A 21835-nucleotide genomic window follows, 5' to 3' on the forward strand; every position below is an offset into this window, starting at 1 on the left:
TCTTTCGCTTTTTCATCAAACCCTTGCTCCGTCTTTTCCAATGTTACATCTCTCCCTTTTCGAGGACATAAAGTTCATAATTCGGCATCGTAAGTGTACCGTCAGAGGCTTTCAATTGAATCGAGGAAGAATCCTTTTGCAAGATTTTCACTTTCCACCCGTTTTCCGTTTTTACGACTCCGTCTTGTTTTGTCATTGATTTTGCTATCCAGCTTAACAATGTTTTTCGAATGTGCGGTTCGATCACCGGCAACTCTCGTAATACGATTTTATTGTCTTGAATGAGGTTCTCTAACTCTTCTTTCTCACGTTTTTTCTCCAGCAAAAATTTCTCCTTCATCTCCTGTTTCTCTTTTTCATGTGTTTCGATCGCTTCCGGCTTTTTCTTTTCACGGTAATGGCGAACGCGAGGCTTTACCGTCCATTCTGTCGGCTCTTCTTCCCAAATATCGCGATAAAAGTTTTCTGTTGCATCGTTCTCTGTTATGAGATGCTTTGTATGGAAACAGCCGAAAACAACAGAGGATAGTCGGTGGGCATCTACTAAACTCGGAAGCTCGGAAAACCACTTTGCTAAATGGAGAAAATCTTTCTTGCGGCTGCGGAAATTGTGATGACGTTCCCCCAGCCTTTGCACGACCCGAGTCATGCGGCGAATGGCTTCATTCGTTTGGTGCTGAAGAAAATACAATTCACTTTCACGTCCTTCTCTGCCTAAAAACCATTCTTTTAGACCTCTCCACTTTTCGAATAAATCTTCTTCAAGTTGTTCTTTCGTCACTTCCATTTCTTCTAATCGAGGAATCGTCATTTGATAATCAGCAACAATTGCGACTAGTTTGTGAACATCATCTTCTGCGATATCTTCCAACAACTTTTCAATTTTTAACGATGTTTTCTGTAAGGCAACGATGAAATCGCGTAAATATGTCGTAAATTTTTCTTTATATACAAGAAAGGCTTCCGACATCATTCGTTCTTCCGTGTTCTCACTGTTAAGGTAAGCGATGTAATCCGCAGAATTTTGAATGATTTTTTTGAAATAATCGAATGTTTCTTCCCAAATTTGATTAATCTCTTCTCGTTTTTCTTGAAAATCGTTTTGTATAATATTTTCTATTCGAACGAGTGAAGAGTATAAACGGTCAAAACGCGTTTTTTCTAAAGATCCTCCGAATGAATCCCCTAGCTTCTCTAACGTGCGGATCATCCTCTCAATTTCAACCGTGTAAGGACTGCATTGATAACGAAACCGTTTCTTTTTAAATTCTTCGATTGTGCGAATATTCACCGTCTCTTGCCGAGCAATTAAGTTTTTCCATTTGACAAGCTGATCTAAATCCTGCTGGAGATCGTCTTCAGTATAGTTCTGAAACTCCTTATGTTCTTTTAAAAATGCAAATACTTCTTCAGGAAACAAATATTGCCGCATTCGTTCATGCTGCATATAAAAATATCGTAAAATCGCCCGATAGCGATAAGCATTGTCCGTTGCCAAATACTTTGCCTCAGAAATCGGCTTCAGCCATGAAGAATCCATTATGCATCACCTTATAAATTATGTTTTTATTTCTATTGTAATAGATTTGCAGAGAGATTGAGACAAGATTTTGATGGGGATTTTTTTGCTGTTTTGATTTTTTGGGTATATTTCGTTTTTACGATCTGTTTTGTAAGCGTTCGCCAACCATCTCATCCTGTTTGTATGTGCCTCTTTTGTTTTTTTAAATCCTTTCAACACTTTTAATGCTTGTAAATCGGTGTTCCTGCCGTTTTCCGAAATACTCCCGGCAAGCGGTGATCCACGCGGTTCTATCTCCATTGAGAAAACCAGTCCATCATCGGGTCATAGCTGTATTCTTCCATCATAAACCCTTCAAGCCCTTCCTACACCGGCTCATTTCGTCTGATGCACATAGTGACGTTTGTTTACCAAGGGCACTCATGATCGATGTACTCCAACACCTGTTGAAGCAGTTCCCCGAAGGTTTCTTGAATCATCGAAAATAATTCCATTTCGATCTCTTTTAATGTTTGCCCACCTCTCTTTTCTCCTTGTGTTTGGTTTGTGCACTTATCACAATACAGGAGGAGAGTCCTTTTTGCATTTATTTTGCCTTTCCCCCTACCATTTAAGAGAAACTCCTGCTTCTAACGGAAGGATCTTATCTTTCTCCAACAAACATTTTACTCATACAGAGCGAAGATGCATATGAATGCTAATTTAATAAATGTACAATTTTGATTCTCGCATGAATACTGAACTTGAGGGAAAAGAGGATGCATGTGAAATGAACAATCACAAAAGAGATGAAGAGACCAAAACACTTTTTCTTCTTTTGCTCTTCCTCTTTGGCCACAGTGATCATTTTGTGTGTCTCCATGGATTCCTTTAGAAACCGCGTGAGAAGTTCATCCCTTTCCTTTATGTATTTCTGTTGTTGATCTAACCTCATCATGAGTACTTTAGCAGATCGTTTTGTTTGGCACCATCACTTTTAACGTTTGTATATTATCGTTATAACGATCTAATTCCCGTTTTGTCTTCATTTCGCAAACTGCTACGTTTGATTGTCGAACACATGCCATTACTGCTTCTGCCGCTTGTTTCTGGCGTCATATCGCTGCTCTGTTTTATCTCCATAAAACGCTTCAAGAGAATATAATGTCTTTTCTAAATAGCCTCGCTCCCACCCGCGTCTTGCTTGGAGAATGAGAGCATACTTTCTTAAAGCAGATTCCTTCATTCTTAACTAGGTACACACGTCTCTCGGTTCAATCAATATTAGTCCTTCGTCTATATCACTAGTCAAAACACCGATACATTCTGTTATAACACTGTTATATAATCATTCTATTGATGTTTCGGCATACCCTGCAAACGACAAAATAATGGGAATGTATAGCGGAAAAAATATTGAAGCTTTAACAAACTTTAAGATCATGACGTGATACAATCATGAGTGTGACGGTATAAAACAAAGGGAAAGGGAGAAGAAGATGGAATCAGATGCAGTAAAACAGGAGCGATGATTAGTTTAAAAAAAGCTGACAAAAAAGCTAAACTAGACGAATGTATCCCAATAAGATCACATTAGCTAATGAATGGATTGTGAATGAGCAAATGCAAATGAAACGACTGATCGTTCAAGGGGCCATTTTCACTTGTGAACTCGGGGAAAATATCGGCACAGAGCAAAACGGAGAACGACCGGTGCTTGTCCTTTCTAATAACAGAATTAACCGTACATCCGGTAATGTTAAGATAGCTCCGCTGACTACAAAGTTAAAAAACAAAATTGTAACAGATCGGAAAGGAAAAACAAAGGTATCGCCAAAACTTGCGACACATTATTTTCTCAAAAAGGAAGTCTATCCGTTTTTAACGCAGACTTCCGCCGTAAAGGTGGAAGAATTAACGACAGTCAACAAAGTAAGGCTAAAGCAACATATCGGCAATATAAACAAGGATGATTTAAATAAGATTATGAACCGTGTAAAATGGGTATTTAATCTGTAACGTACTTACAACGTATTGACAGTGTATTGATCATGTATTGACATTTCCCAAGGTTTTTTCTATACTTAGAATACAAAATAAGTTGTCTGTCTCGTCACAGACCATTTCACACGTGAAAAAACGTGGATTCGTTTGTGTTTTCCAACGGAGAGGAGCCTAAATGGCTCCTCTCCTTGCATAATATCAGCAAAAAGCTCATAACTTAATGATAAGTTGCCTGCCGCGTCGCAGGCCATTTCACCCCGTCAGCGGGGGATTCATGTTTTTTTGCCCCAGTACTTAGGTGCTGGGGTTTAATGTATTTATTGGAGAAGATTTCTCTCGAAGAAAATCTACATAAAGGTCTGCGATGTTGAATGATTCCGCATCAAAGCGGCTGAATGACTTGTGTAATTCAACATAATTAATGTACGTGTTCACTTACAAGGGGTAGAAAAGAGCATCCGTTGATTTTGCTGCCAGTTGCCTAATAAATAGAAAAAGGTATTTTTGCCCAGCAGATCAACGAACAAGAACAATACAAAGGGCAATAAGTTAAAATTTCTTTGTTATATACAAGAAAGACTTCTAACATCAATTCGTTTTTCCGTGTTCTTTCCTGTTAAGGTAAGCGATATCATCCGCACAATTTGAAATCATCGAACGTTTACTCTCAAATTTGATTCATCACTTCCAGTTTTTGTTCATAATCAGTTTTTCAAATATTTCTATTCAAACGATTAAAGAATAGAAGCCGTCAATACACATCTTCTAAAGCCCCTCCAAGTGAATCTCCTGCTTCTCAACGTGTGAAGCATCTGTTCAATTTCTTTATACATTCCTATGGTATAATGAAGTAAGTTTTTTGATCATGAAAGGGGACGAAATGAATTTTGCAGACAAACCATGATTTATTTTCCATAGAAGATGTCGAGCAATTTATTAATAGTCATCATTTGGCATTTTTATATATATCCAAAACAAATTGCAGTGTTTGTCATGCTTTGCTGCCAAAGGTGGAAAAAGTGCTGGCTGAGTTTCCAAAGATTCAAATGGGCTTTATCAACGTCGATGATATTCCGAGCATAGCCGGTCACTTATCCATATTTACCGCACCTGTTTTAATTTTGTATGTCGATGGAAAAGAGGTTTTGCGAGAAGCACGGTTTGTTCATGTTGAGCAGTTTAAGGAGAAAGTGAAGAAAATTTATTTTTTAGCGGAGCAATCGTAACTTGTTTGCGGGTGAAGGCGCCTTTTGGCTGAGATGTTTCACAGAGGCGGAATGCTAACAAATGTATTCCATGAGCGGAGTCTTCTACACATAGGGGCTGTCTAATAAGTCGATTTTCCGGCTTATAGACGCCCCTTTAATATTTTTGAAACGTTGATATATCAATGCTTATGATGTTTCATTCTGGACAGCCCAAAAAATATTCTTGTTCTAAAAGGGAATGAATCTGCTTAAAGTTAGACTGGATCATCAAACGAAAGCAAACTTGCCAACGCCGCAAGAAAAATCTCCAATGATAAAAATGAAGTCTGGAATAAAAAGAAACGTTTAGTTATTTCATGAAAAATCTAAATGTTTTGCCAACCGTAAAATCTATCTTGATGGCGGTTGAAATAACGGAATGCATGCGCGGTACATTCCGTTTCTTTTCTTCATTTTATGTTGAATTTAACTTAAAATCAGACACAGATGCTTCCGAAGGTCTGAGAAACTTGAGTAGAAGCTACTTCAAACAAGTCCGTTTCTTAGAGAAAGTCCTCCCCCATAACCATCTGAACAAAAAACTGCAGCTTAACAATTAAACATTCACATTAAGTTTCAAAATTACATCAAATATAGTGCTTGTTCGTTATTTCGCTGCTTCTAACAATAGATCCACAATATGAACAGCTTTTACATCCTTTAATCCTTCTCTTTCAATTCCTAGCTTCATTTGCATGAAACATCCTGGATTAGCTGTTACTATTGTAGTAGCACTGGTTTTTTTCATTTTTTCCATTTTCTGATCTAAAATTTCCATGGATGTTTTCGGTTCGACAATGTTATAAATGCCTGCAGAGCCGCAGCAGCTATCGGCATTTTCCATTTCTGTGAATGTTACTCCTTTAATTGAACGAAGCAATTCTCTAGGAGCTTTTGACGTTTTCATGACGTTTCTCAGGTGACAGGAATCTTGATATGTGACGACTTGTTCAGGAAGTGAAAGGCGAAATTGTTTGTGAAAATCAAGCTCATATAAAATGGACGTAATGTCTTTTATTTTTGCAACAAATTTTTCAGCGCGCTCTGACCATTGCGGATCATCTTTTAATAAGTGATCATATTCAATCAAGAAAGCGCCGCAGCCACCCGCGTTTGTTATAATATAATCTACTTCGTTTTTTCCAAACGCTTCAATATTTTGTTTTGCTAATTCTTTCGCTAGTTCTTTTTCTCCGCTATGACCATGCAAAGCTCCGCAGCATGCTTGTGTTTTAGGAATAACAATTTCACACCCGGCTTTTTGCAATAATTGAATGGTTGCATGATTTGTTTCGAGAAACAACGTGTCCATTAAACATCCGGAAAAGAAAGCAACAGTTGCTTTTTTCTCTCCTTTTGGCGGGAAATATTCAGATCGCTGTTTCAGTGTCTTTCTCTCAAGAACATCAGGCAATATTTTTTCCATTTCGCGGAGATGATCTGGAAACAGTTTCATAAATCCTATTTTACGTGCCGCTTTTTGAAGTCCAGATTTTTGATAAAATCCAACTAAGCTAGTTATGTTGATTAAATTATTTTTCTTAGGAAATAGTTGTTTAAAAACCACATTTCGAACTGCCCGCACAGGTAAAGAATGCTTTTTATTTTGGTTAATTATGTCTCTTGCTTCTTCTAATAAATGTCCATAATTCACACCCGATGGACAAACCGGCTCACACGCACGACATCCTAAACATAAGTTTAAAGACTTTTCAAATTCATCATCCGGTTGAAGGACCCCATCATAAACTGCCTTCATTAAGGCAATTCTTCCTCTTGGTGATTGGCTTTCTTTATATCCAGACACAATGTAAGTTGGGCAAGATGGCAAACAAAAACCGCATCTCATACAATTTAACAGCTCATCTTCGTCCATGCGTTCCTTGAAATCTCTTTGGATATTTTGCTTTTCTGATTCTGTCATCATTTTGAGATCACCACTCGTTTTCGTGTATCCTTTGCAAATAATTTCCCAGGATTCATAATATTGTTTGGATCCAATGCAGCTTTGATCGACTTCATCACATCGATGCCAGATTTCCCTAGCTTCCATTCTAAATAAGGCGCTTTCATGGCTCCTACTCCATGTTCTCCAGTAATTGTTCCTCCCAGTTCAATGGCCTTTGCAAATATTTCAGCAAAAGCTTTTTCCACCCGTTCCATCTCATCTTTCTTCCGAATATCTGTCGTGCAGGTAGGATGAAGGTTTCCGTCTCCCGCATGACCAAACGTGCATATTTTTACGTTATGTTTTGCGGCTATTTCATTAATGGCTTTGACCATTTTGGCAATTTCTGATCTTGGAACAGTCGCATCTTCTAAAATAGTAGTTGGTGCTAGTCTGGCTAAGGCGGACAAAGCGGTGCGTCTCGCTGTTCGTAAAGCTTCAGCTTCTTCTTCTGACTGGGCAATTTGTACAGATACGGCGTTTTCACTCCTGCATATTTCTTCCATGACCTTCATATCTTTACTCACATTTTCAGGCGTTCCATCTTGTTCAATCAGTAATACGGCTTGAACGTCTGTTGGCAGTCCGATTTGTGAATAGTCCTCCACTACTTTTAGCGTCGGCTGATCTAAAAACTCTAAAGTTGCCGGAATTACTTTATTGGCAATAATTTTCGATACGGAACGCGCAGCAGCTTCTAAATCTTGAAATAAAGCAAGCATTGTCTTTTTTGATTCAGGCAGTGGGATCAGCTTTAATGTCGCTTCTGTAATCACTCCTAACGTTCCTTCAGAACCTATAAATAAGCGCGTTAAATCATACCCTGCCACATCTTTCGCTAGCTTTCCTCCTGTTCGAACAATTTCCCCATTAGGAAGAACCGCCTCTAGCCCTAGCACATAATCACGAGTTACTCCATATTTCAGTCCTCTTAATCCTCCAGAATTTTCGTTAATATTTCCCCCAATTGTAGATATTTTCATTGAGCTTGGGTCTGGTGGATAAAACAAACCTTTTTGTTCCACCGCATGGATTAAATCAAGTGTGATAACTCCCGGTTGACATGTGACGGTTAAGTTTTCCTCATCGATCTCTAAAATTTTGTTCATATGTTTAAATAGAAGAACGATTCCTCCTTCAACAGGACAAGTGCCGGCGCATAAGTTCGTACCAGAGCCCCGCGGAACAATCGGTATTTTATTTTCATTACATAATTGCAATATTTTAGATACTTCCTCTGTATTTCTAGGCGAAACGACCGCATCCGGAATCGATTGAAAATTTGGAGTCGCATCATACGAATATACTAACCTTTCAACTTCCGAATCTTCAAAATTTTCTTCTCCTACAATATTTATGAATTCCCTCTTTATATCAGGAGCAATCATTCAAACCCCTCACTTTTATTCTTTTCGTTTTATTATAAAGAATGAGAGTCACATTATCTATGTATGATGATATAATTAACATACCAAAAATGCCTTTTTTATTGTCTTTTTAACCAAAAGGGTGGTGTACGAGTTGCAATTATCCCCAAAGCTGGCTGCTAAAATTATTTCAGAGGTTCAGGACGTAGTCAAAGAGGATATCATATTAGTTGATATTAATGGGATCATCATATCCTCCACTGATGAGAGTCGGATCGGCTCTTTTCATGAAGGAGCTACGATTGTTATTAAGTCCAAACAAAAGCTTTACATTGATCAAATCAAAGCGCAAGTGCTGAAAGGAGTCAAAGCAGGAATCAATATGCCCATTATGTTTCATAAGAAGGTAATTGGAGTGATCGGAATAACTGGCGAACCGAAACAAGTGGAGCCTTATGCGGACTTAATTAGAAGAATGACAGAGCTCATTATACAAGAAGCATATTATACTGAAAGAAACGAATGGGAAATAAGAGGAATAGAATCGTATCTTTATGAATGGATCAATGCTTCATCTGTGGATAAAGATTTTTTAGAGCGCGGGTTTATGTTAGGCATTCCTGTGTATGACACTCATGTTTGCACACTCATGGAATTGGAGATACACACATTAAATAATTACGATATTCATCGAATTCAAAAAGAAATCATAGAATTGTTTTATTCTATCTTCGGGAAAGAAAAACATTTTATTGTTCGATGGGGGCAAGAGCGCTTTTTAGTATTAAAAAAGATGGATGCTTCTTATAAACAAAATTATTTTTACAGTCAGTTAAACGATTTAAAAAAAAGATTCGAAAACAGATACAAAAGCACTTTAGCTATTGGCATAGGAAAAACAGCTTGCAAACACATGATCAATAAATCTTTTAAAGAAGCACAAAAAGCATTAAAGGTAGCGCGAAAAAATAAAGGCATTGTATTTTATGAGGATCTTATATTAGAAATCATCTTGGAAGATATCCCATCAGAGATGCAAAAAGATTTTTTGAAGCAAACCATTCATATGATGGAAAAAGATCAAATTCTAATCGAAACGTTACAACACTATATGAACAATAATCAATCGATCAAAAAAACAGCAGAGGAAATGAATATCCATATTAATACACTGCACTACCGTTTAAATAAAATCGAAGAGCTGACAGGAATTAACCCTAAAACAACAGAAGGAATTGTCATATTTTATATATCGTTACTGTTATTAAATTCTTTAAACCGTTAAGTCCGGATAATTTGATCGAAACGGGAGTGAATGAAAAAAGACAATCGGCAAATGTTGTTCGGGGAGACGACCGGCAGGAAAACTTGGGATTGCTGCTATACGCCAAGTATTAAGTCCATAGTGTCTTTCAATGGGCAATTTCCTTTTAGACAAGTAATTAGGAACTGCTCTAAATGTGGAGAACGTCTCGACACATGTTTGACATTCCAATGATTTTCTCTAACTGTCTCATTTGAACGTCACTCAAAATCATCCTCATTGGATTTTCTCCGCTTACATCTTGGATTCGATGATAAACGTATTTTTCCTGATGAAACAAAAAATCCCGAATATCGAACTTTTTTCAAGTATCCGATATTCGGGGGGCATTTTCAAATACATCAGCCCTTTTATGTTTTAAACAGCAGACTTTTCTCTTACATTCAACAATTTAAAGAATTCTCTCATGAACCCCGGTAAATCCGGCCAAGCGTGGCCCGATACAATGTTCCCATCCACATGAAGCATTTTTTCCACATAAGTAGCTCCTGCTGCTTCCACTTCTGGTCTACAAGCAGTGTAAGCTGTCATCTCTCTTCCTTTGATATATTCTCTTACAGTTGTTAAGACTAATTGTCCATGACAGATCACCCCAAGAGGTTTATTTTCTTTTAAAAAGTGAGCAGCAATTTCCTGAACCTTTGGATTCATACGAATATATTCAGGCGCACGCCCTCCTGGGATAATTAATCCATCATAGTCGGCAGGATTAATCTCATCTACTGATGCATGAGATTCGATTTTATATGCCCATTTTTCTGTAAAAGTCTCCATTTCAGGAAGGAAATCATGGACAACCGTCTGGAGCTTCTTTTTAACAGGTGAGGCAATTGTACAATTAATATTTTCTTCAATACAGCGATAATAAGGATAAAACACTTCTAATGCTTCAGCAGCATCGCCAGTAATAATAAGAACATTTTTACTCATCTTACATCACCTTTCCTTTTATTATGAAATTATTTGTACGCTGTAAAAATTATGAATCATTTTGCCAAACTGCCTTCATAAGCAGCAGACAAATTATATCGTGCCTCCAACAATCCCCGGCAATAATGCGCATTAAACTCCATGCTCAACCTTGTCAGCTTGGCGCCTTTCAAGTAATCTGAAAACTCTTCTTCAGTCAATGGCTTCCCTTCTGGAGTTGTTATGGCAAATGTACTTGAGTGATGGAATACTTTTTTCTTCTCCAAATATTTTTCTCTTAACAGCCTCCCTTCTTCAGGCAGGGACAGTTCATTCAGTTCTTGCAGAGATAAAGACGTAATTTCTTCCTTTGACATTCCTATTTTTAGTAAATATTTCATCAGTTTCTCTTGCCTAGCATAGTAGGCTTTTATATCAAAAGTTTTGCGCAATTCTTCAAGATCTCCGTCAGATACATTATGGAAGACTTCGCGAAATGATTTTCCTGCTGATGCTCCGTGATTAATTTCATCGGATGCACAATGATCGAGTAAATGAACTTGAACCGTTTTTACCCATTCAATCTCAGATACATATTTCCTTATATCTTCAGCCATGATGTAGGCAAAGTTAGGAGAGCACCAATAAGTTGGAAGGCGAAAGACTACTTTAACATGATTATCCTTCACTAGGACTTGATCGATAAATCCCAACTCTGTTAACGGCTGATCCAGTTCAGGATCATACACTTTTTCAAGCATGCTATACACTTGCTTTTCTTTATCCATTACCTCGCTTTCACCTCCCTTTTAAGTCTTTTCATCAACTATTCTCTATTCGTCACGCTATCCATTTGGATAATTGACAATTTTTTAATTTTTCTTTTTGTTTTTCGATATCAATGTTATATAATCTCGCTGCATTTCCTGCTAAAATCTTTTTCTTCACTTCCAAATCAAATGTAACTCCAGTCTCTTCTTGTATATCCTCTGGAAGCTCAAATTCAAGAAACTTTTCAATGATCCATTTCGGTTCCCATATAGCATAGTCACTTCCAAAAATGATTCGGTCTTCATCAAGCCAATACAACAATTCACTTATAATGTGAGCAAAATAACGAGGTCGATCATGGATTAAAGCAATGGCAACTGCCAAACCTGCATAGACATTTTTCTCTTGTGTAGCAATCCAGCAAAAATCTTCTAATCTTGGAAGCCCTACATGTTCGACAATAAAGTTCAGTTCAGGGAAACAGCTTGCTGCATCATCAACATCTGCTACGTCAAATGCATCCCGATTTAAAGGAGTGATCGTCGGCCCCTTATGAATGTGTATGTTTCTTATCCCCAGTTCTTGACATTTTTCAAGATATCTTTTTGACCAATCATCAGATAGTTTATAGCCCTTTGAATTACCATACCAATCAGCTGTATATAACTTGACCCCTTGCCAGTTGTATTTTTCTTTGTTTTCTTCTAATTTTTCTAAGCCTCGTTCGCCATGCCGAGGATCGAATGTTCCATTGCAAATAAAACGATTAGGGTACTTTTTTGAAAGCTCCTCATTTGCATCAAAATTACCAAAGCCATTTTTATAAAACTCTTTTAGAAAAACTGGCTGAAAAATCGCCATATCCACATATCCTTCCATAAACACGTCATTCACAAGTTTTTCTGGAGAATACTTTACAAACTCATCTTTCGGCCACCAATATTCTTTCGGACTTAGATTTTTGTGATAATCATAAAAACAACTAATAAATTGTTCTCCGTGGATATTCAATTGATTCTCCTTGCTTCCATCCCATAAGGCAATGTGTGCATCAATAATAAAAATTTCTTCACCATTAGATGCTTTAAACAATTTCATTCCCCCTCACATGAGATTAATTAAATAATTGAAATCGCTATCATTTTTTACGAATATTCATTGATGTTTGTCAGGTAATAATACTTTATTTTCTTTTTATTCAGAAAATTTTAATCAAATTATACTTGGTTCATCCTCAATTTGATATATACACTTAAACAAAAAAATAACCATTTCTCCAGCAATTTTTTGGGTGATTAAACAAATTTTTTATAATCAAAAACAGACAGCGAAACGGCGTTTAAATCTAATGCACCAAATCCTTGTCCTGTGAACGATGGCGTAATAAATCTCATCTCCTTCGGCCATTGCATAAACGATGACCCAATACGGTCACGCTCTAAAATTCCGAAATTTTTAATTCCTAATTGTTTTAATAATATCCCCATTCCAATCCCGGCAGGACCCGCTCCTACGATTAGAATAAAAGGGTTCATCTCACTCCTTGAAAATAGTAAAAACTATACCATCTAAAACGGAATTTGTGAATGGATAATCTTTTTTCCATTTATAAAAGCATTGTGCACATCGATTTCAAGCTTCCAGAAATTGTTCATGATGTGTATTGTACGATTGTTTTGTAGAAGACCTTTCTCTGAAGTATTTTTTGGCAGCTATGGATGGATTGCACCAACCGTTCTGCTTTTGTGTATATCGTTTAATATTCGGCTTGCGTCATTCTAAATCAATACTCCCACAGTTTATTTTGCATTTACGAAAAAAATATGTTTAAATATTATATAAATCGTAATGATTACGATTTATATAAATTGGTTTTCAATTTTCTCGAACCAATCTGAGGTCAAAGAAAAACTTTAATTGTTGAAAGGAAGATGACAATGGATAAAAAAATACCTGTGACCGTTTTAAGCGGCTACTTAGGAGCAGGGAAAACTACCATTCTGAATCATATTTTACAAAATCGCCAAGGGCTCAAGGTAGCCGTTATTGTGAACGATATGAGCGAGGTCAATATTGATGCTGAATTAGTCAAACAAGGCGGAGAGCTTTCAAGAACTGAGGAGAAGCTAGTCGAAATGTCAAACGGATGTATTTGCTGTACATTAAGGGAAGATCTATTAATCGAAGTAGAAAGGCTCGCTAAACAAGGAAATATCGATTATATCATTATTGAATCGACTGGAATTAGTGAGCCAATCCCAGTTGCTCAGACTTTTTCATATATTGATGAAGAACTAGGAATCGATCTGACGCGCTTTTGTCGATTGGATACGATGGTGACGGTTGTAGATGCCAATCGATTCTGGAAGGATTACCAGTCAGGTGATCGGCTATTAGATAGAAAGCAAGCGTTAAGTGAAGACGATACTCGTGAAATCGCAGACCTTCTTATTGACCAAATTGAATTTTGCGATGTGCTCATCTTGAATAAGTGTGACTTGGTGTCTGAAGAAGAATTGGCAAAGCTGGAAAAGGTATTAAAAACATTGCAGCCAAAAGCGAAATTTATTCGTACTGTCAAAGGTGAGATTGATCCTCGAGAGATTTTAAACACTGGACTATTCAATTTTGAGGAAGCAAGCTCTTCAGCAGGATGGATCAAGGAGTTAGAGCAAGGGCATGATCAGCATACACCGGAAAATGAAGAATATGGAATTTCTTCCTTTGTTTATTCAAGACGTTTGCCTTTCCATTCCGAGCGCTTTTACAATTGGCTTCACTCCATGCCCGAAAATATTGTAAGGGCAAAGGGAATTGCATGGTGCGCAACTAGGAATAACCTTGCCCTTTTGATGTCTCAGGCAGGACCTTCTGTTAGTATTGAACCGATCTCTTATTGGGTCGCTTCTTTACCGAAAGAAGAGCAGCAGCAAATTTTAAAGGAAAACCCTCATTTGCTGGACGAGTGGGATGATCAGTTCGGAGATCGGCAAACAGAATTAGTATTTATTGGAATGGATTTACGCCCTGAAGAAATCATAAAGGAATTGGATAAATGTTTACTAACCGACTCTGAGTTTGATCAAGACTGGTCTACTCTTCCAGATCCATTCCCTTGGAATTTACAAAAAGTGTAACTGGAGGAAGGAAAGAAGGAATGATTTTATCTGGAAAAACTATTCTTGAGAAAATACAACATAAAGAATTAGTCATTGATCCCTTAACAAAAGAGCAAATTCAACCTGCTTCAGTAGATTTGCGCCTTGGAAATCATTTTCTTGTGATGGATGAGCACGCCAATGCTCATCTATCATTAGAGGCGAAAGCGAAATATAAAGAAGTAGTGGCTGAAAACGAGAAAATTGTCATTCCCCCCTTCTCTTTCTTGCTTGCTACTACTATAGAAACCATCGAGCTGCCGGAAAATCTTACTGCTTTCGTAGAAGGAAGAAGCTCGATCGGCCGCTTAGGGCTATTTATTCAAAATGCCGGTTGGGTTGACCCGGGATTTAAAGGACAAATCACGTTGGAACTGTTTAACGCGAATCGCCTACCGATCGAATTAACGATAGGAAGAAGAATTTGTCAGATTATCATTTCTAAAGTTGATCAAGAAGCAAAACCATACAGCGGAAAATATCTATTTCAAAAAGGAGCGACAGAAAGCCGAATTTTTCAAGACGATGATGTCACGCAATAATGAGGAATTTTCAATAATAAATGATATGACAGGAAGGACGAACATTGGCTTAAAAATCAAAAATAGCGAAAGAAAGAAAAAGACAAGAATTCGTTGTTAAATATGCTGAGCTAAGACGAGAGCTAAAGGAGAAAGGGGACTATGAAGCTCTTCAAAAGCTCCCCCCTATCCGTCTAAAAAATCGTTGTGAAATTACCGGAAGGCCAAGAGGTTATCTCCGTAAAAATGCTTCAATGACAAAATCGGTCTTTCGATGATTGCTGTTATGGCTGGAAAAGTTCCCTTCATTAACCTCCTTCCTTTTTAATATGTTAACCAAATAAAATTTTAGGTTGACATTTCTATCATTCTTCTTGCATAATAAAAAACAAATATTGTATTAGGAGGAAAAGCATGAAAATCAAGTCGATGGTGTTAATTGCTCTTTTTGCGGCGTTAACGGCGATCGGTGGGTTTATTAAAATCCCTATTCCATATGTCCCATTTACGCTGCAAATTGTATCTGTTTATTTAGCTGGGTGTTTGTTAGGCCCAAAACTCGGAATGTTAAGCCAGCTTGTTTACGTTTTGATTGGACTGGCAGGTGCGCCTGTTTTTGCGGAAGGAGGAGGTCCAAGTTACATTTTTAAACCTACATTTGGTTATTTACTAGGTTTTGTGTTAGGAGCATACGTCAATGGCTGGTTGATTAAGAGATTTCAATTGGTAAAAACATTTTCTATTTTCCTCGCTAATTTCGCCTGCCTTCTTGTAGTGTATCTTCTTGGCTGTCTTTGGTTATATGGAGCAATGAAGTTTATTTTCGATAAGTCGTTAACGATTGCTCAAACATTATTATTTGGTTTTGTGATTCCTATACCGGGAGATATTTTCTTATGTATCCTATGTTCCATCATCGCAGCGCAGATTCTTCCACGGACGAACTTTTTGATTCATAAACAAGGAGTTGCATCTTAATGGGAAAAGCGATTTTTATCACAGGGACCGGAACAGAAATTGGCAAAATGATTGTCACTTCCACTCTATTTCTGGTATTGAAAGAAATGGGAGTGAAAACAAAAATATTTAAACCCATTCAAACAGGTGTAGTAGAAGAAAGCGATTCTTTTGCCGATCAATATTGGTATGAAGAAGTGATCGGAGAAGAAAAAGGCTCTACGGGGATGTATTATATGGAGCCTGCTGTTTCCCCTCATTTAGCTTCAGAGATCACAAATACTACGATTCAGCCAAATGAAATAAAAAATAAAATTTTAGAATTAAAAAATCAATACGATGTTGTTCTAGTAGAAGGAGCAGGCGGACTCGCGGTTCCGCTCATTGAACATTCTAACGGATTTTATATGACAAAAGATTTAATTCAAGAATGTGAATTGCCAACAATTCTCGTGTCTTTGGCTGGATTAGGGGCTATACACCATACACTCACAACTGTAAATTATGCCGAAAAGCACGACATTAAAATCCTCGGGCTTATATTTAACCATTTTGACCAATACAATATGATTCATGTTGATAATGTACGAACCATACATAAGATGTTGAATCTTCCAATTATCACTAAATTGCCAACAATGGACTCATTGTCTAAAGACAGTCTTACTCAATTAGCCAACACATTGATATCCAAGCAAGAACTTAAGAATGTATTGTCAGGGGGATTAGAAATTGAAGTATAGGTACGAACAGTTAGAACAACTTGATAAACAATATGTATGGCATCCTTTTACCCAAATGAAGTCTTATATCGAAGAAAAGCCGCTCATCATTGAAAGAGGAAAGGGAAGCTACCTTTATGATGTCGAAGGAAAAAAATATTTAGACGGTTATGCATCTTTATGGGTAAATGTTCACGGGCACAGTGACCCTGAATTAAACGAAGTGCTTCATGAACAAATTGAAAAAATCTCTCATTCTACGCTTTTAGGGTCCGCGAATGTTCCTTCCATTTTATTAGCAAAAAAACTAGTGGAAATTTGGGGAGGAAATTTATCAAAAATATTTTATTCCGATACAGGGGCTGCTGCCGTTGAAATTGCACTGAAGATGGCATATCAGTACTGGCAAAACATTGACCCTGTCCGCTACAAAGATAAAAACAAATTTATCTCATTAAAAGAAGCTTATCACGGGGATACCATTGGTGCTGTAAGTGTTGGCGGAATGGATTTATTCCATCGAATCTTTAGGCCGCTATTGTTTGAACGAATTGAAGTACCTTCCCCATATGTATATAGAATGGACGAATATGGCGATGAAAAGGAAATTGTGAATTATTGTTTAACAAAGCTAGAGGAAACGCTTGAACAGCATCATTCAGAAGTCGCGGGTATGATTGTCGAACCGCTCGTTCAAGGAGCGGCAGGTATCATTGTACATCCGAAAGGGTTTTTAAAAGGTATTGAAAAGCTTTGCCGCAAATACAATATTTTGCTTATTTGCGATGAAGTGGCTGTTGGATTCGGCAGAACCGGAACATTATTTGCCTGCGAACAAGAAGATGTCCAGCCTGATATTGTTTGCTTAGCCAAAGGCATCACAGGAGGATATTTACCGCTTGCGGCAACATTGACAACAGAAGAAATTTATTCTGCATTTTTAGGAGATGTTCATGAAAATAAAACATTTTTCCATGGTCATACATATACGGGAAATCAATTATCTTGTTCTGTTGCGTTAAAAAATATTGAGTTGATCGAAAAGAGAAACTTAGTTTCGGATGTCCAACGAAAAGCTCATGCGTTGGCAGGTAAATTGCAAAAGCTTTATGAACTGCCGATCGTCGGTGATATTCGTCAAAAAGGACTCATGATTGGCATCGAAATCGTCAAGGATAAGAAAACAAAAGAAATATTCGACCGCTCGGAGCAGATTGAGCATAAAATTATTTTAGAAGCTAGAAAGCGCAGTCTCATTATCCGACCATTAGGTCCTGTCATCACGTTTATCCCTGTTTTGGCGATGACCGATGATGAGCTAAAGACCGCTGTTGATATTATTTTTGATTCGATTGCGGAAATGGTAAGCATCAAGCAGTTTTAAGATGAAGGTACTGTATCGTTGCAAGGGGATGTCTAATAAGTCGATTTTTCGGCTTATAGACGCCCCTTTAATGTTTTAGAAACGTTGATATATCAATGCTTATGATGTTTCGTTTTCAGTGGATTTTGACTTTCTGGACATCCCCAATATATGTAGAAATTAAAGATGATTATTAACATAATCAGCCATTCCCTCATAATAAAAATTAATATCATCTTTTCCAAAAAAGGATTTATATCTTGTTTCAGCTAAAGAACCTAAGAAGTATTTTTCTAAGTATTCACCTTGTTGTAGCATATTTCTTAATCTATTCGGATCATCATTATGATAAAGAACCACATCTACTTTAGTTGATGGTCTAATTGCTTTTTTTAGCATATATCTAAATTCAAAGTCAGCTTGCGGAAGGGAGTATCCAATAAACACTACCCGTTCTGCTTCCGAGAGTTCCACAAAAGCATTTTTCCAAATATTTTTAAATGTTACACTTTCTAAATTCTTCAATAGTGTAGGTGTTATTAACTCACTCTTTAACTTAATTTGATTGCGATCACCAACAGAATGATAATTTTCCTTACAAAATGGACATTCCGGATAGTTCTTATCATAAAATTCTTTAATAGCTATATAGTCTCTTTGAGAATAGTAAAGCCGTTGACAATTCTTGCACAAAAGCCAGTTCATTGCTCCATGTAATTTTAAAAGCTTTAAGTTGAAGAAACCTTGTCTTTTTAAAATTGTTGAAGGAATATTCTCTTCAGATTTGCTATCAAAATAATAATGATAGTTATGATCATATACACAATAATCAAGTCGGAGCTTATTATACTTATCATCACGCTTGGTAATTTCGTAAAAGTATTTATCAATAATAAAGTCCCAGTTAAGGGTGATAATGGATAAAGGATCTCCTTGTTGTCCACTATCAATCCTTCTATCCATTAACTTTCGTAAAAAATTAATATAAGTATCATCATTAAACTCATAACTAAGACTTGACTTAACAAAAAGCCTAATTATACAAAGTACAAAATCTTCACGAAGTTGTATAATTTTTGAGGTATCATATCCTTGAATATGTTCATTGGAAACAAAGGCCTTATCCAGTATTGTAAAAATATCTTCGAGTGCTATATATCCCTTATGTTCAGATAAATAACTATATATATTTTCTAAAAAATCACTCCTTCTCTTGAGCTGTTCTATAGTTTCAAATTTCTCATCATCGGAGTATGATTGAAATTCCTTCTTAAATCCCTCATCGTTTATAAAATCCAAATATGTTTTATTAGAAAATAACCTAACAATAAACTCCGCAATATTTTTCCTTGCCTGCCTATATCTCTCTTCAGTTTTTAACAATGTTGAATTATACCCACTAGTAAAATCGACATCATCTTTCATAAAAATGTTTTTTAAAATATCTGCTTGAGATGGGAGTTTTGCTAAAACAGAAGAGCCAGCCCCCAATACAAAGACCGTCTTACTCATGTTCTTCACCCATACTAATAAAAATATCACGCCAAGTTTCGAAGGTCGCTACATTGTTATATCCTAATACTTGAGAGTATTCTTCACTAGCTTTTATAGATTGATCGACTAAATCTAAAATTTCATATTTATTGATTGAATCCCATTCCTTTAATTTATTAAATAAGAAATGTCTAATACATAGTCTTTTTGCTTCGGCAGTAGGATATTGCCTAGATACGGTAGCACCAGTTTTCCTCTCTATATCAATAGATTTGGAACCTCCATATTGTGAAAAGTTATCTAAATTAGCTGCTATAACTTCTTTACATTGTTTACAATCGCAAATTTCTGAATAATATCTCTCGTAATCTTCAGGTAGAATACCCATTATTGTTAACAAAGTTGCAACTCGTCCAAATTCTATTCTTTGGTGTATAGGATATAAATAATATTTATTAACAGGTATGCCTCCACCGACTGGAACGATAGCTCTTTTTTCACCGTATTCAATTCCATGACACACACCTGATAGCTTTGCTTTTGAATTTTGATGACAAAGCAGTACTGAAAAATAGTCTCCATACAGGTTATAGACTTTAATTTCTTTATCGGAAAAACCTTTAACTAACTTACAAAAATTCTTTAACAATAATTTTGAAGCCTCAAATGCGGAAAAATCATCAATCCATAGTAATAAAGTTTTTATGTCATAAAATGTATATTTTTCAACAATATCATCTATAAAACTTGAATCCTCTAAAATATCCTTTTCAATAACTAATTGAACGGCTAATTTTTCAGGTTCATATTCATCTAGAGAATGCTTTATCATACTTAAATTAATTTCTAACCATTTTTTATAATTCTTTGTGTTCATCATAAAATATGGTATAACTAGCCATTTAGGTTCAAAAGTAATATTAGTATATTGAAGATATTTAAAGTAGTCTTTTTCTTTTGAATTATTAATTACATGATTTCTTTGGAAATTGAGAACTTTTAGTGCAAAGTCTTTTCTAAGCTTTTCACTTTCAAAATCTGATGGTACTAATACCTTTTCTTCATCTAATATCTTTCTTTTGACAAATTCGGAGAAATTATCAATCATTTTAACAATAGAAGATTTAATTTTTCCATTGTTACCCTTTAAAAATTGGATGTCGTGTTGTAAAGAGTGGGTTAAAGGATCTATAATATAACTAAATTTTCTAGTTGCTACAAATTTAGAAATTGCATTTGATGCGTGCGATATCATATTACCATTTATAACTAAAATATCAAAATCATCTTTAAATTCATCAATGTATTTTTGTTCTGCTACAGTGCCATATCTAATCATTTTAGCGTATTTTTTTTTATCCATAACATACCCTCCCCACTATCCACTTAATTTAATAACAATGTACTTAATAAATTTTCTCTTTGCTTTTGCCAAACATACTTAGATTTTTGTGGTTTAACAGCTTCTAATAAGCATGGATTTTGTTCTTCATCAAAATAAAAATAGTATAGCCCAGTTCCTTCCTTTTTACATACTGATTCAATATTATGTTGAGTTTCTTTATTTTTCGGTTTTAATATGCATATATACATATAATCTACTGCGATACAATGCTTTTTTACTTGGCTAATTGCTCGCTTCCAATTTTTTAATTTGAATTCAATTGCAATAACATTTTTATTTTCATCAATCAAAACCATGTCGATTGATGAAGAAAAAAGAGGAACTTCCTTGTATATTTTCCAGTTCCCCTTAGAAAAAATTTGTTCTGATAACTCTACTTGATGCTTTTCGGTAATCTTTTGATTCGGCAAAAGTAAATTAACCAATTTACTTCACCTTCTCTCTAATTTTCGACTTAGAGGCGTATTCAGGATATTTATTATAAACATAACTCAAGATACTTCGAAGATCCGTTGTGTTAATTTGTTTTTTAAATTGTTCAAGAAATAAAATTACCTGTTCTTTATTTTCTAGGTTGGGGATAATTTCGTTTTCTACATATTTTATGCCTAAAGGTGTTAAACGATATTCAGAAACAGTGGGAAGTTGCTCTTCAAACAAGCTCTCGTTTTCATCAATCGACTTTAAATCACTATCATAATCTAATTCGTCATTTTTTCTAATAACTTTTGTTTTTTCTTCAATAAAACCAATATTTGTAAATAAGTCTAATTGTTCATGAACATCATATGAGAATGGGCCATAATGATACGCTTCAAATTTAGGTAAGTCTTCCTCAGATGAAAATTTGTTTAACTTTAATTTACCGAATATTTCCTTTTTAAAAATAAACATCATTTTAGTAATTCTTGTTCTACCTTCAATTGGTTCTCCAATAATTCCTGTGCTTCCCTTTACATAAAATAAAAGCAGAAGATAATCAGCCCCACTAATCTTACTTTGGGTCATTTATTTCACTCCTTAATAACCGAAATAACCGAAGTGTATTCAAACGTTACTTAACTTAAGTATAATATATACAAATTATAACCAAAAGGAATTATAATATTAAATAATTATTTAAGGTTTCTGTACCCGGATCCTT

Annotated in this window: 21 protein-coding genes and 2 pseudogenes; 9 read left to right on the plus strand and 14 right to left on the minus strand. The window is 35.9% G+C overall.

Annotation, left to right across the window (positions count from 1 at the left end):
- Positions 1 to 43 precede the first annotated feature (43 nt).
- The 4 genes and pseudogenes from FB379_RS06555 to FB379_RS18970 form a co-directional block, all read right to left on the minus strand.
- The gene (locus FB379_RS06555; protein WP_063386431.1) at positions 44 to 1540 is read right to left on the minus strand and encodes a TIGR02677 family protein; all 1497 of its coding nucleotides are present in this window, start codon (positions 1538 to 1540) and stop codon (positions 44 to 46) included.
- An 18-nt stretch (positions 1541 to 1558) separates the two neighbouring features.
- Positions 1559 to 1822, minus strand: a complete 264-nt coding sequence (locus FB379_RS19200; RefSeq protein WP_063386432.1) for a hypothetical protein — start codon at positions 1820 to 1822, stop codon at positions 1559 to 1561.
- Positions 1770 to 1887, minus strand: a pseudogene (locus tag FB379_RS19205) (UPF0236 family transposase-like protein); the annotation flags it as partial. The pseudogene FB379_RS19205 and the gene FB379_RS19200, both read right to left, overlap by 53 nt.
- 579 nt (positions 1888 to 2466) lie before the next feature.
- A complete protein-coding gene (locus FB379_RS18970) occupies positions 2467 to 2589 on the minus strand; it encodes a hypothetical protein (RefSeq protein WP_261308773.1) in 123 nt (40 codons plus the stop codon).
- Positions 2590 to 3130: 541 nt separating this feature from the next.
- Here FB379_RS18970 and FB379_RS06570 point away from each other — a divergent pair.
- Together FB379_RS06570 and FB379_RS06580 are read left to right on the plus strand one after the other, a co-directional pair.
- Positions 3131 to 3520 (plus strand): type II toxin-antitoxin system PemK/MazF family toxin, encoded by a 390-nt coding sequence (locus tag FB379_RS06570; RefSeq protein ID WP_242009303.1) that lies wholly within the window; start codon positions 3131 to 3133, stop codon positions 3518 to 3520.
- 872 nt (positions 3521 to 4392) lie between these two features.
- Complete coding sequence (locus FB379_RS06580) at positions 4393 to 4731, plus strand: thioredoxin family protein (RefSeq protein ID WP_144597540.1); 339 nt, start codon at positions 4393 to 4395, stop codon at positions 4729 to 4731.
- Positions 4732 to 5359: 628 nt separating this feature from the next.
- On the opposite strand, the gene FB379_RS06585 is transcribed toward FB379_RS06580, so the two are convergent.
- A complete protein-coding gene (locus FB379_RS06585; protein ID WP_144597569.1) occupies positions 5360 to 6676 on the minus strand; it encodes a (Fe-S)-binding protein in 1317 nt (438 codons plus the stop codon).
- Positions 6676 to 8088: a glycolate oxidase subunit GlcD gene (gene glcD, locus FB379_RS06590; RefSeq protein ID WP_063386437.1), complete on the minus strand. Its 1413-nt coding sequence runs from the start codon at positions 8086 to 8088 to the stop codon at positions 6676 to 6678. Before glcD ends, FB379_RS06585 begins: the two co-directional genes overlap by 1 nt.
- A 133-nt stretch (positions 8089 to 8221) precedes the next feature.
- On the opposite strand from glcD, the gene FB379_RS06595 reads away from it, so the two are divergent.
- On the plus strand, positions 8222 to 9352 hold the full coding sequence (locus FB379_RS06595) for a CdaR family transcriptional regulator (protein WP_130157612.1): 1131 nt from the start codon (positions 8222 to 8224) through the stop codon (positions 9350 to 9352).
- Between the two features lie 396 nt (positions 9353 to 9748).
- On the opposite strand, the gene FB379_RS06600 is transcribed toward FB379_RS06595, so the two are convergent.
- The 4 genes and pseudogenes from FB379_RS06600 to FB379_RS06615 all read right to left on the minus strand — a co-directional run.
- A complete protein-coding gene (locus FB379_RS06600) occupies positions 9749 to 10321 on the minus strand; it encodes a DJ-1/PfpI family protein (RefSeq protein WP_063386439.1) in 573 nt (190 codons plus the stop codon).
- A 56-nt stretch (positions 10322 to 10377) separates the two neighbouring features.
- The gene (locus tag FB379_RS06605) at positions 10378 to 11088 is read right to left on the minus strand and encodes an iron-sulfur cluster assembly protein (protein ID WP_117017476.1); all 711 of its coding nucleotides are present in this window, start codon (positions 11086 to 11088) and stop codon (positions 10378 to 10380) included.
- 52 nt (positions 11089 to 11140) lie between these two features.
- Positions 11141 to 12163, minus strand: coding sequence for an amidohydrolase family protein (locus FB379_RS06610; RefSeq protein WP_144597542.1), 1023 nt, complete (start codon positions 12161 to 12163; stop codon positions 11141 to 11143).
- A 236-nt stretch (positions 12164 to 12399) separates the two neighbouring features.
- A pseudogene (locus FB379_RS06615) lies at positions 12400 to 12606 on the minus strand (NAD(P)-binding domain-containing protein); the annotation flags it as partial.
- 402 nt (positions 12607 to 13008) lie between these two features.
- Between FB379_RS06615 and FB379_RS06620 the strand changes: the two are divergent.
- The 6 genes from FB379_RS06620 (at position 13009) to bioA (ending at position 17813) form a co-directional block, all read left to right on the plus strand.
- Positions 13009 to 14208 (plus strand): GTP-binding protein, encoded by a 1200-nt coding sequence (locus FB379_RS06620; protein ID WP_144597544.1) that lies wholly within the window; start codon positions 13009 to 13011, stop codon positions 14206 to 14208.
- 20 nt (positions 14209 to 14228) lie between these two features.
- A complete protein-coding gene (dcd, locus tag FB379_RS06625) occupies positions 14229 to 14771 on the plus strand; it encodes a dCTP deaminase (RefSeq protein WP_094245416.1) in 543 nt (180 codons plus the stop codon).
- A 62-nt stretch (positions 14772 to 14833) separates the two neighbouring features.
- On the plus strand, positions 14834 to 15028 hold the full coding sequence (locus tag FB379_RS06630; protein ID WP_242009304.1) for an uS14 family ribosomal protein: 195 nt from the start codon (positions 14834 to 14836) through the stop codon (positions 15026 to 15028).
- 136 nt (positions 15029 to 15164) lie between these two features.
- The gene (locus tag FB379_RS06635) at positions 15165 to 15728 is read left to right on the plus strand and encodes a biotin transporter BioY (protein ID WP_144597546.1); all 564 of its coding nucleotides are present in this window, start codon (positions 15165 to 15167) and stop codon (positions 15726 to 15728) included.
- A complete protein-coding gene (gene bioD / locus FB379_RS06640; protein ID WP_144597548.1) occupies positions 15728 to 16450 on the plus strand; it encodes a dethiobiotin synthase in 723 nt (240 codons plus the stop codon). The genes FB379_RS06635 and bioD overlap by 1 nt, the downstream gene beginning before the upstream one ends.
- Entirely contained in the window at positions 16440 to 17813 is a 1374-nt protein-coding gene (gene bioA / locus FB379_RS06645; RefSeq protein ID WP_144597550.1) for an adenosylmethionine--8-amino-7-oxononanoate transaminase, read from the plus strand. The genes bioD and bioA overlap by 11 nt, the downstream gene beginning before the upstream one ends.
- 159 nt (positions 17814 to 17972) lie before the next feature.
- Here bioA and FB379_RS06650 read toward each other — a convergent pair whose 3' ends face one another.
- The 4 genes from FB379_RS06650 to FB379_RS06665 are packed head-to-tail and all read right to left on the minus strand — an operon-like array spanning position 17973 to position 21699.
- A complete protein-coding gene (locus FB379_RS06650; protein ID WP_144597552.1) occupies positions 17973 to 19304 on the minus strand; it encodes a hypothetical protein in 1332 nt (443 codons plus the stop codon).
- Positions 19297 to 20649, minus strand: a complete 1353-nt coding sequence (locus tag FB379_RS06655; protein WP_144597553.1) for a hypothetical protein — start codon at positions 20647 to 20649, stop codon at positions 19297 to 19299. Before FB379_RS06655 ends, FB379_RS06650 begins: the two co-directional genes overlap by 8 nt.
- A gap of 23 nt (positions 20650 to 20672) precedes the next feature.
- Positions 20673 to 21116: a hypothetical protein gene (locus FB379_RS06660; RefSeq protein ID WP_144597555.1), complete on the minus strand. Its 444-nt coding sequence runs from the start codon at positions 21114 to 21116 to the stop codon at positions 20673 to 20675.
- A gap of 1 nt (position 21117) precedes the next feature.
- Complete coding sequence (locus FB379_RS06665) at positions 21118 to 21699, minus strand: hypothetical protein (RefSeq protein ID WP_144597557.1); 582 nt, start codon at positions 21697 to 21699, stop codon at positions 21118 to 21120.
- Between the last annotated feature and the right edge of the window lie 136 nt (positions 21700 to 21835).

Origin of the sequence: Aeribacillus composti (assembly GCF_007827555.1) — a bacterium.
In the GTDB taxonomy this organism is placed as follows: Bacteria; Bacillota; Bacilli; order Bacillales; family Aeribacillaceae; genus Aeribacillus; species Aeribacillus composti.

Excerpts from the sequence above, each read along its gene's own strand:
- FB379_RS06555 (WP_063386431.1), bottom strand. The coding sequence starts at position 1,540 with ATGGATTCTTCATGGCTGAAGCCGATTTCTGAGGCAAAGTATTTGGCA.
- FB379_RS19200 (WP_063386432.1), bottom strand. The coding sequence starts at position 1,822 with ATGGAGATAGAACCGCGTGGATCACCGCTTGCCGGGAGTATTTCGGAA.
- FB379_RS18970 (WP_261308773.1), bottom strand. The coding sequence starts at position 2,589 with ATGGCATGTGTTCGACAATCAAACGTAGCAGTTTGCGAAATGAAGACA.
- FB379_RS06570 (WP_242009303.1), top strand. The coding sequence starts at position 3,131 with ATGAAACGACTGATCGTTCAAGGGGCCATTTTCACTTGTGAACTCGGG.
- FB379_RS06585 (WP_144597569.1), bottom strand. The coding sequence starts at position 6,676 with ATGACAGAATCAGAAAAGCAAAATATCCAAAGAGATTTCAAGGAACGC.
- glcD (WP_063386437.1), bottom strand. The coding sequence starts at position 8,088 with ATGATTGCTCCTGATATAAAGAGGGAATTCATAAATATTGTAGGAGAA.
- FB379_RS06600 (WP_063386439.1), bottom strand. The coding sequence starts at position 10,321 with ATGAGTAAAAATGTTCTTATTATTACTGGCGATGCTGCTGAAGCATTA.
- FB379_RS06605 (WP_117017476.1), bottom strand. The coding sequence starts at position 11,088 with ATGGATAAAGAAAAGCAAGTGTATAGCATGCTTGAAAAAGTGTATGAT.
- FB379_RS06620 (WP_144597544.1), top strand. The coding sequence starts at position 13,009 with ATGGATAAAAAAATACCTGTGACCGTTTTAAGCGGCTACTTAGGAGCA.
- dcd (WP_094245416.1), top strand. The coding sequence starts at position 14,229 with ATGATTTTATCTGGAAAAACTATTCTTGAGAAAATACAACATAAAGAA.
- FB379_RS06635 (WP_144597546.1), top strand. The coding sequence starts at position 15,165 with ATGAAAATCAAGTCGATGGTGTTAATTGCTCTTTTTGCGGCGTTAACG.
- bioD (WP_144597548.1), top strand. The coding sequence starts at position 15,728 with ATGGGAAAAGCGATTTTTATCACAGGGACCGGAACAGAAATTGGCAAA.
- FB379_RS06650 (WP_144597552.1), bottom strand. The coding sequence starts at position 19,304 with ATGAGTAAGACGGTCTTTGTATTGGGGGCTGGCTCTTCTGTTTTAGCA.
- FB379_RS06655 (WP_144597553.1), bottom strand. The coding sequence starts at position 20,649 with ATGGATAAAAAAAAATACGCTAAAATGATTAGATATGGCACTGTAGCA.
- FB379_RS06665 (WP_144597557.1), bottom strand. The coding sequence starts at position 21,699 with ATGACCCAAAGTAAGATTAGTGGGGCTGATTATCTTCTGCTTTTATTT.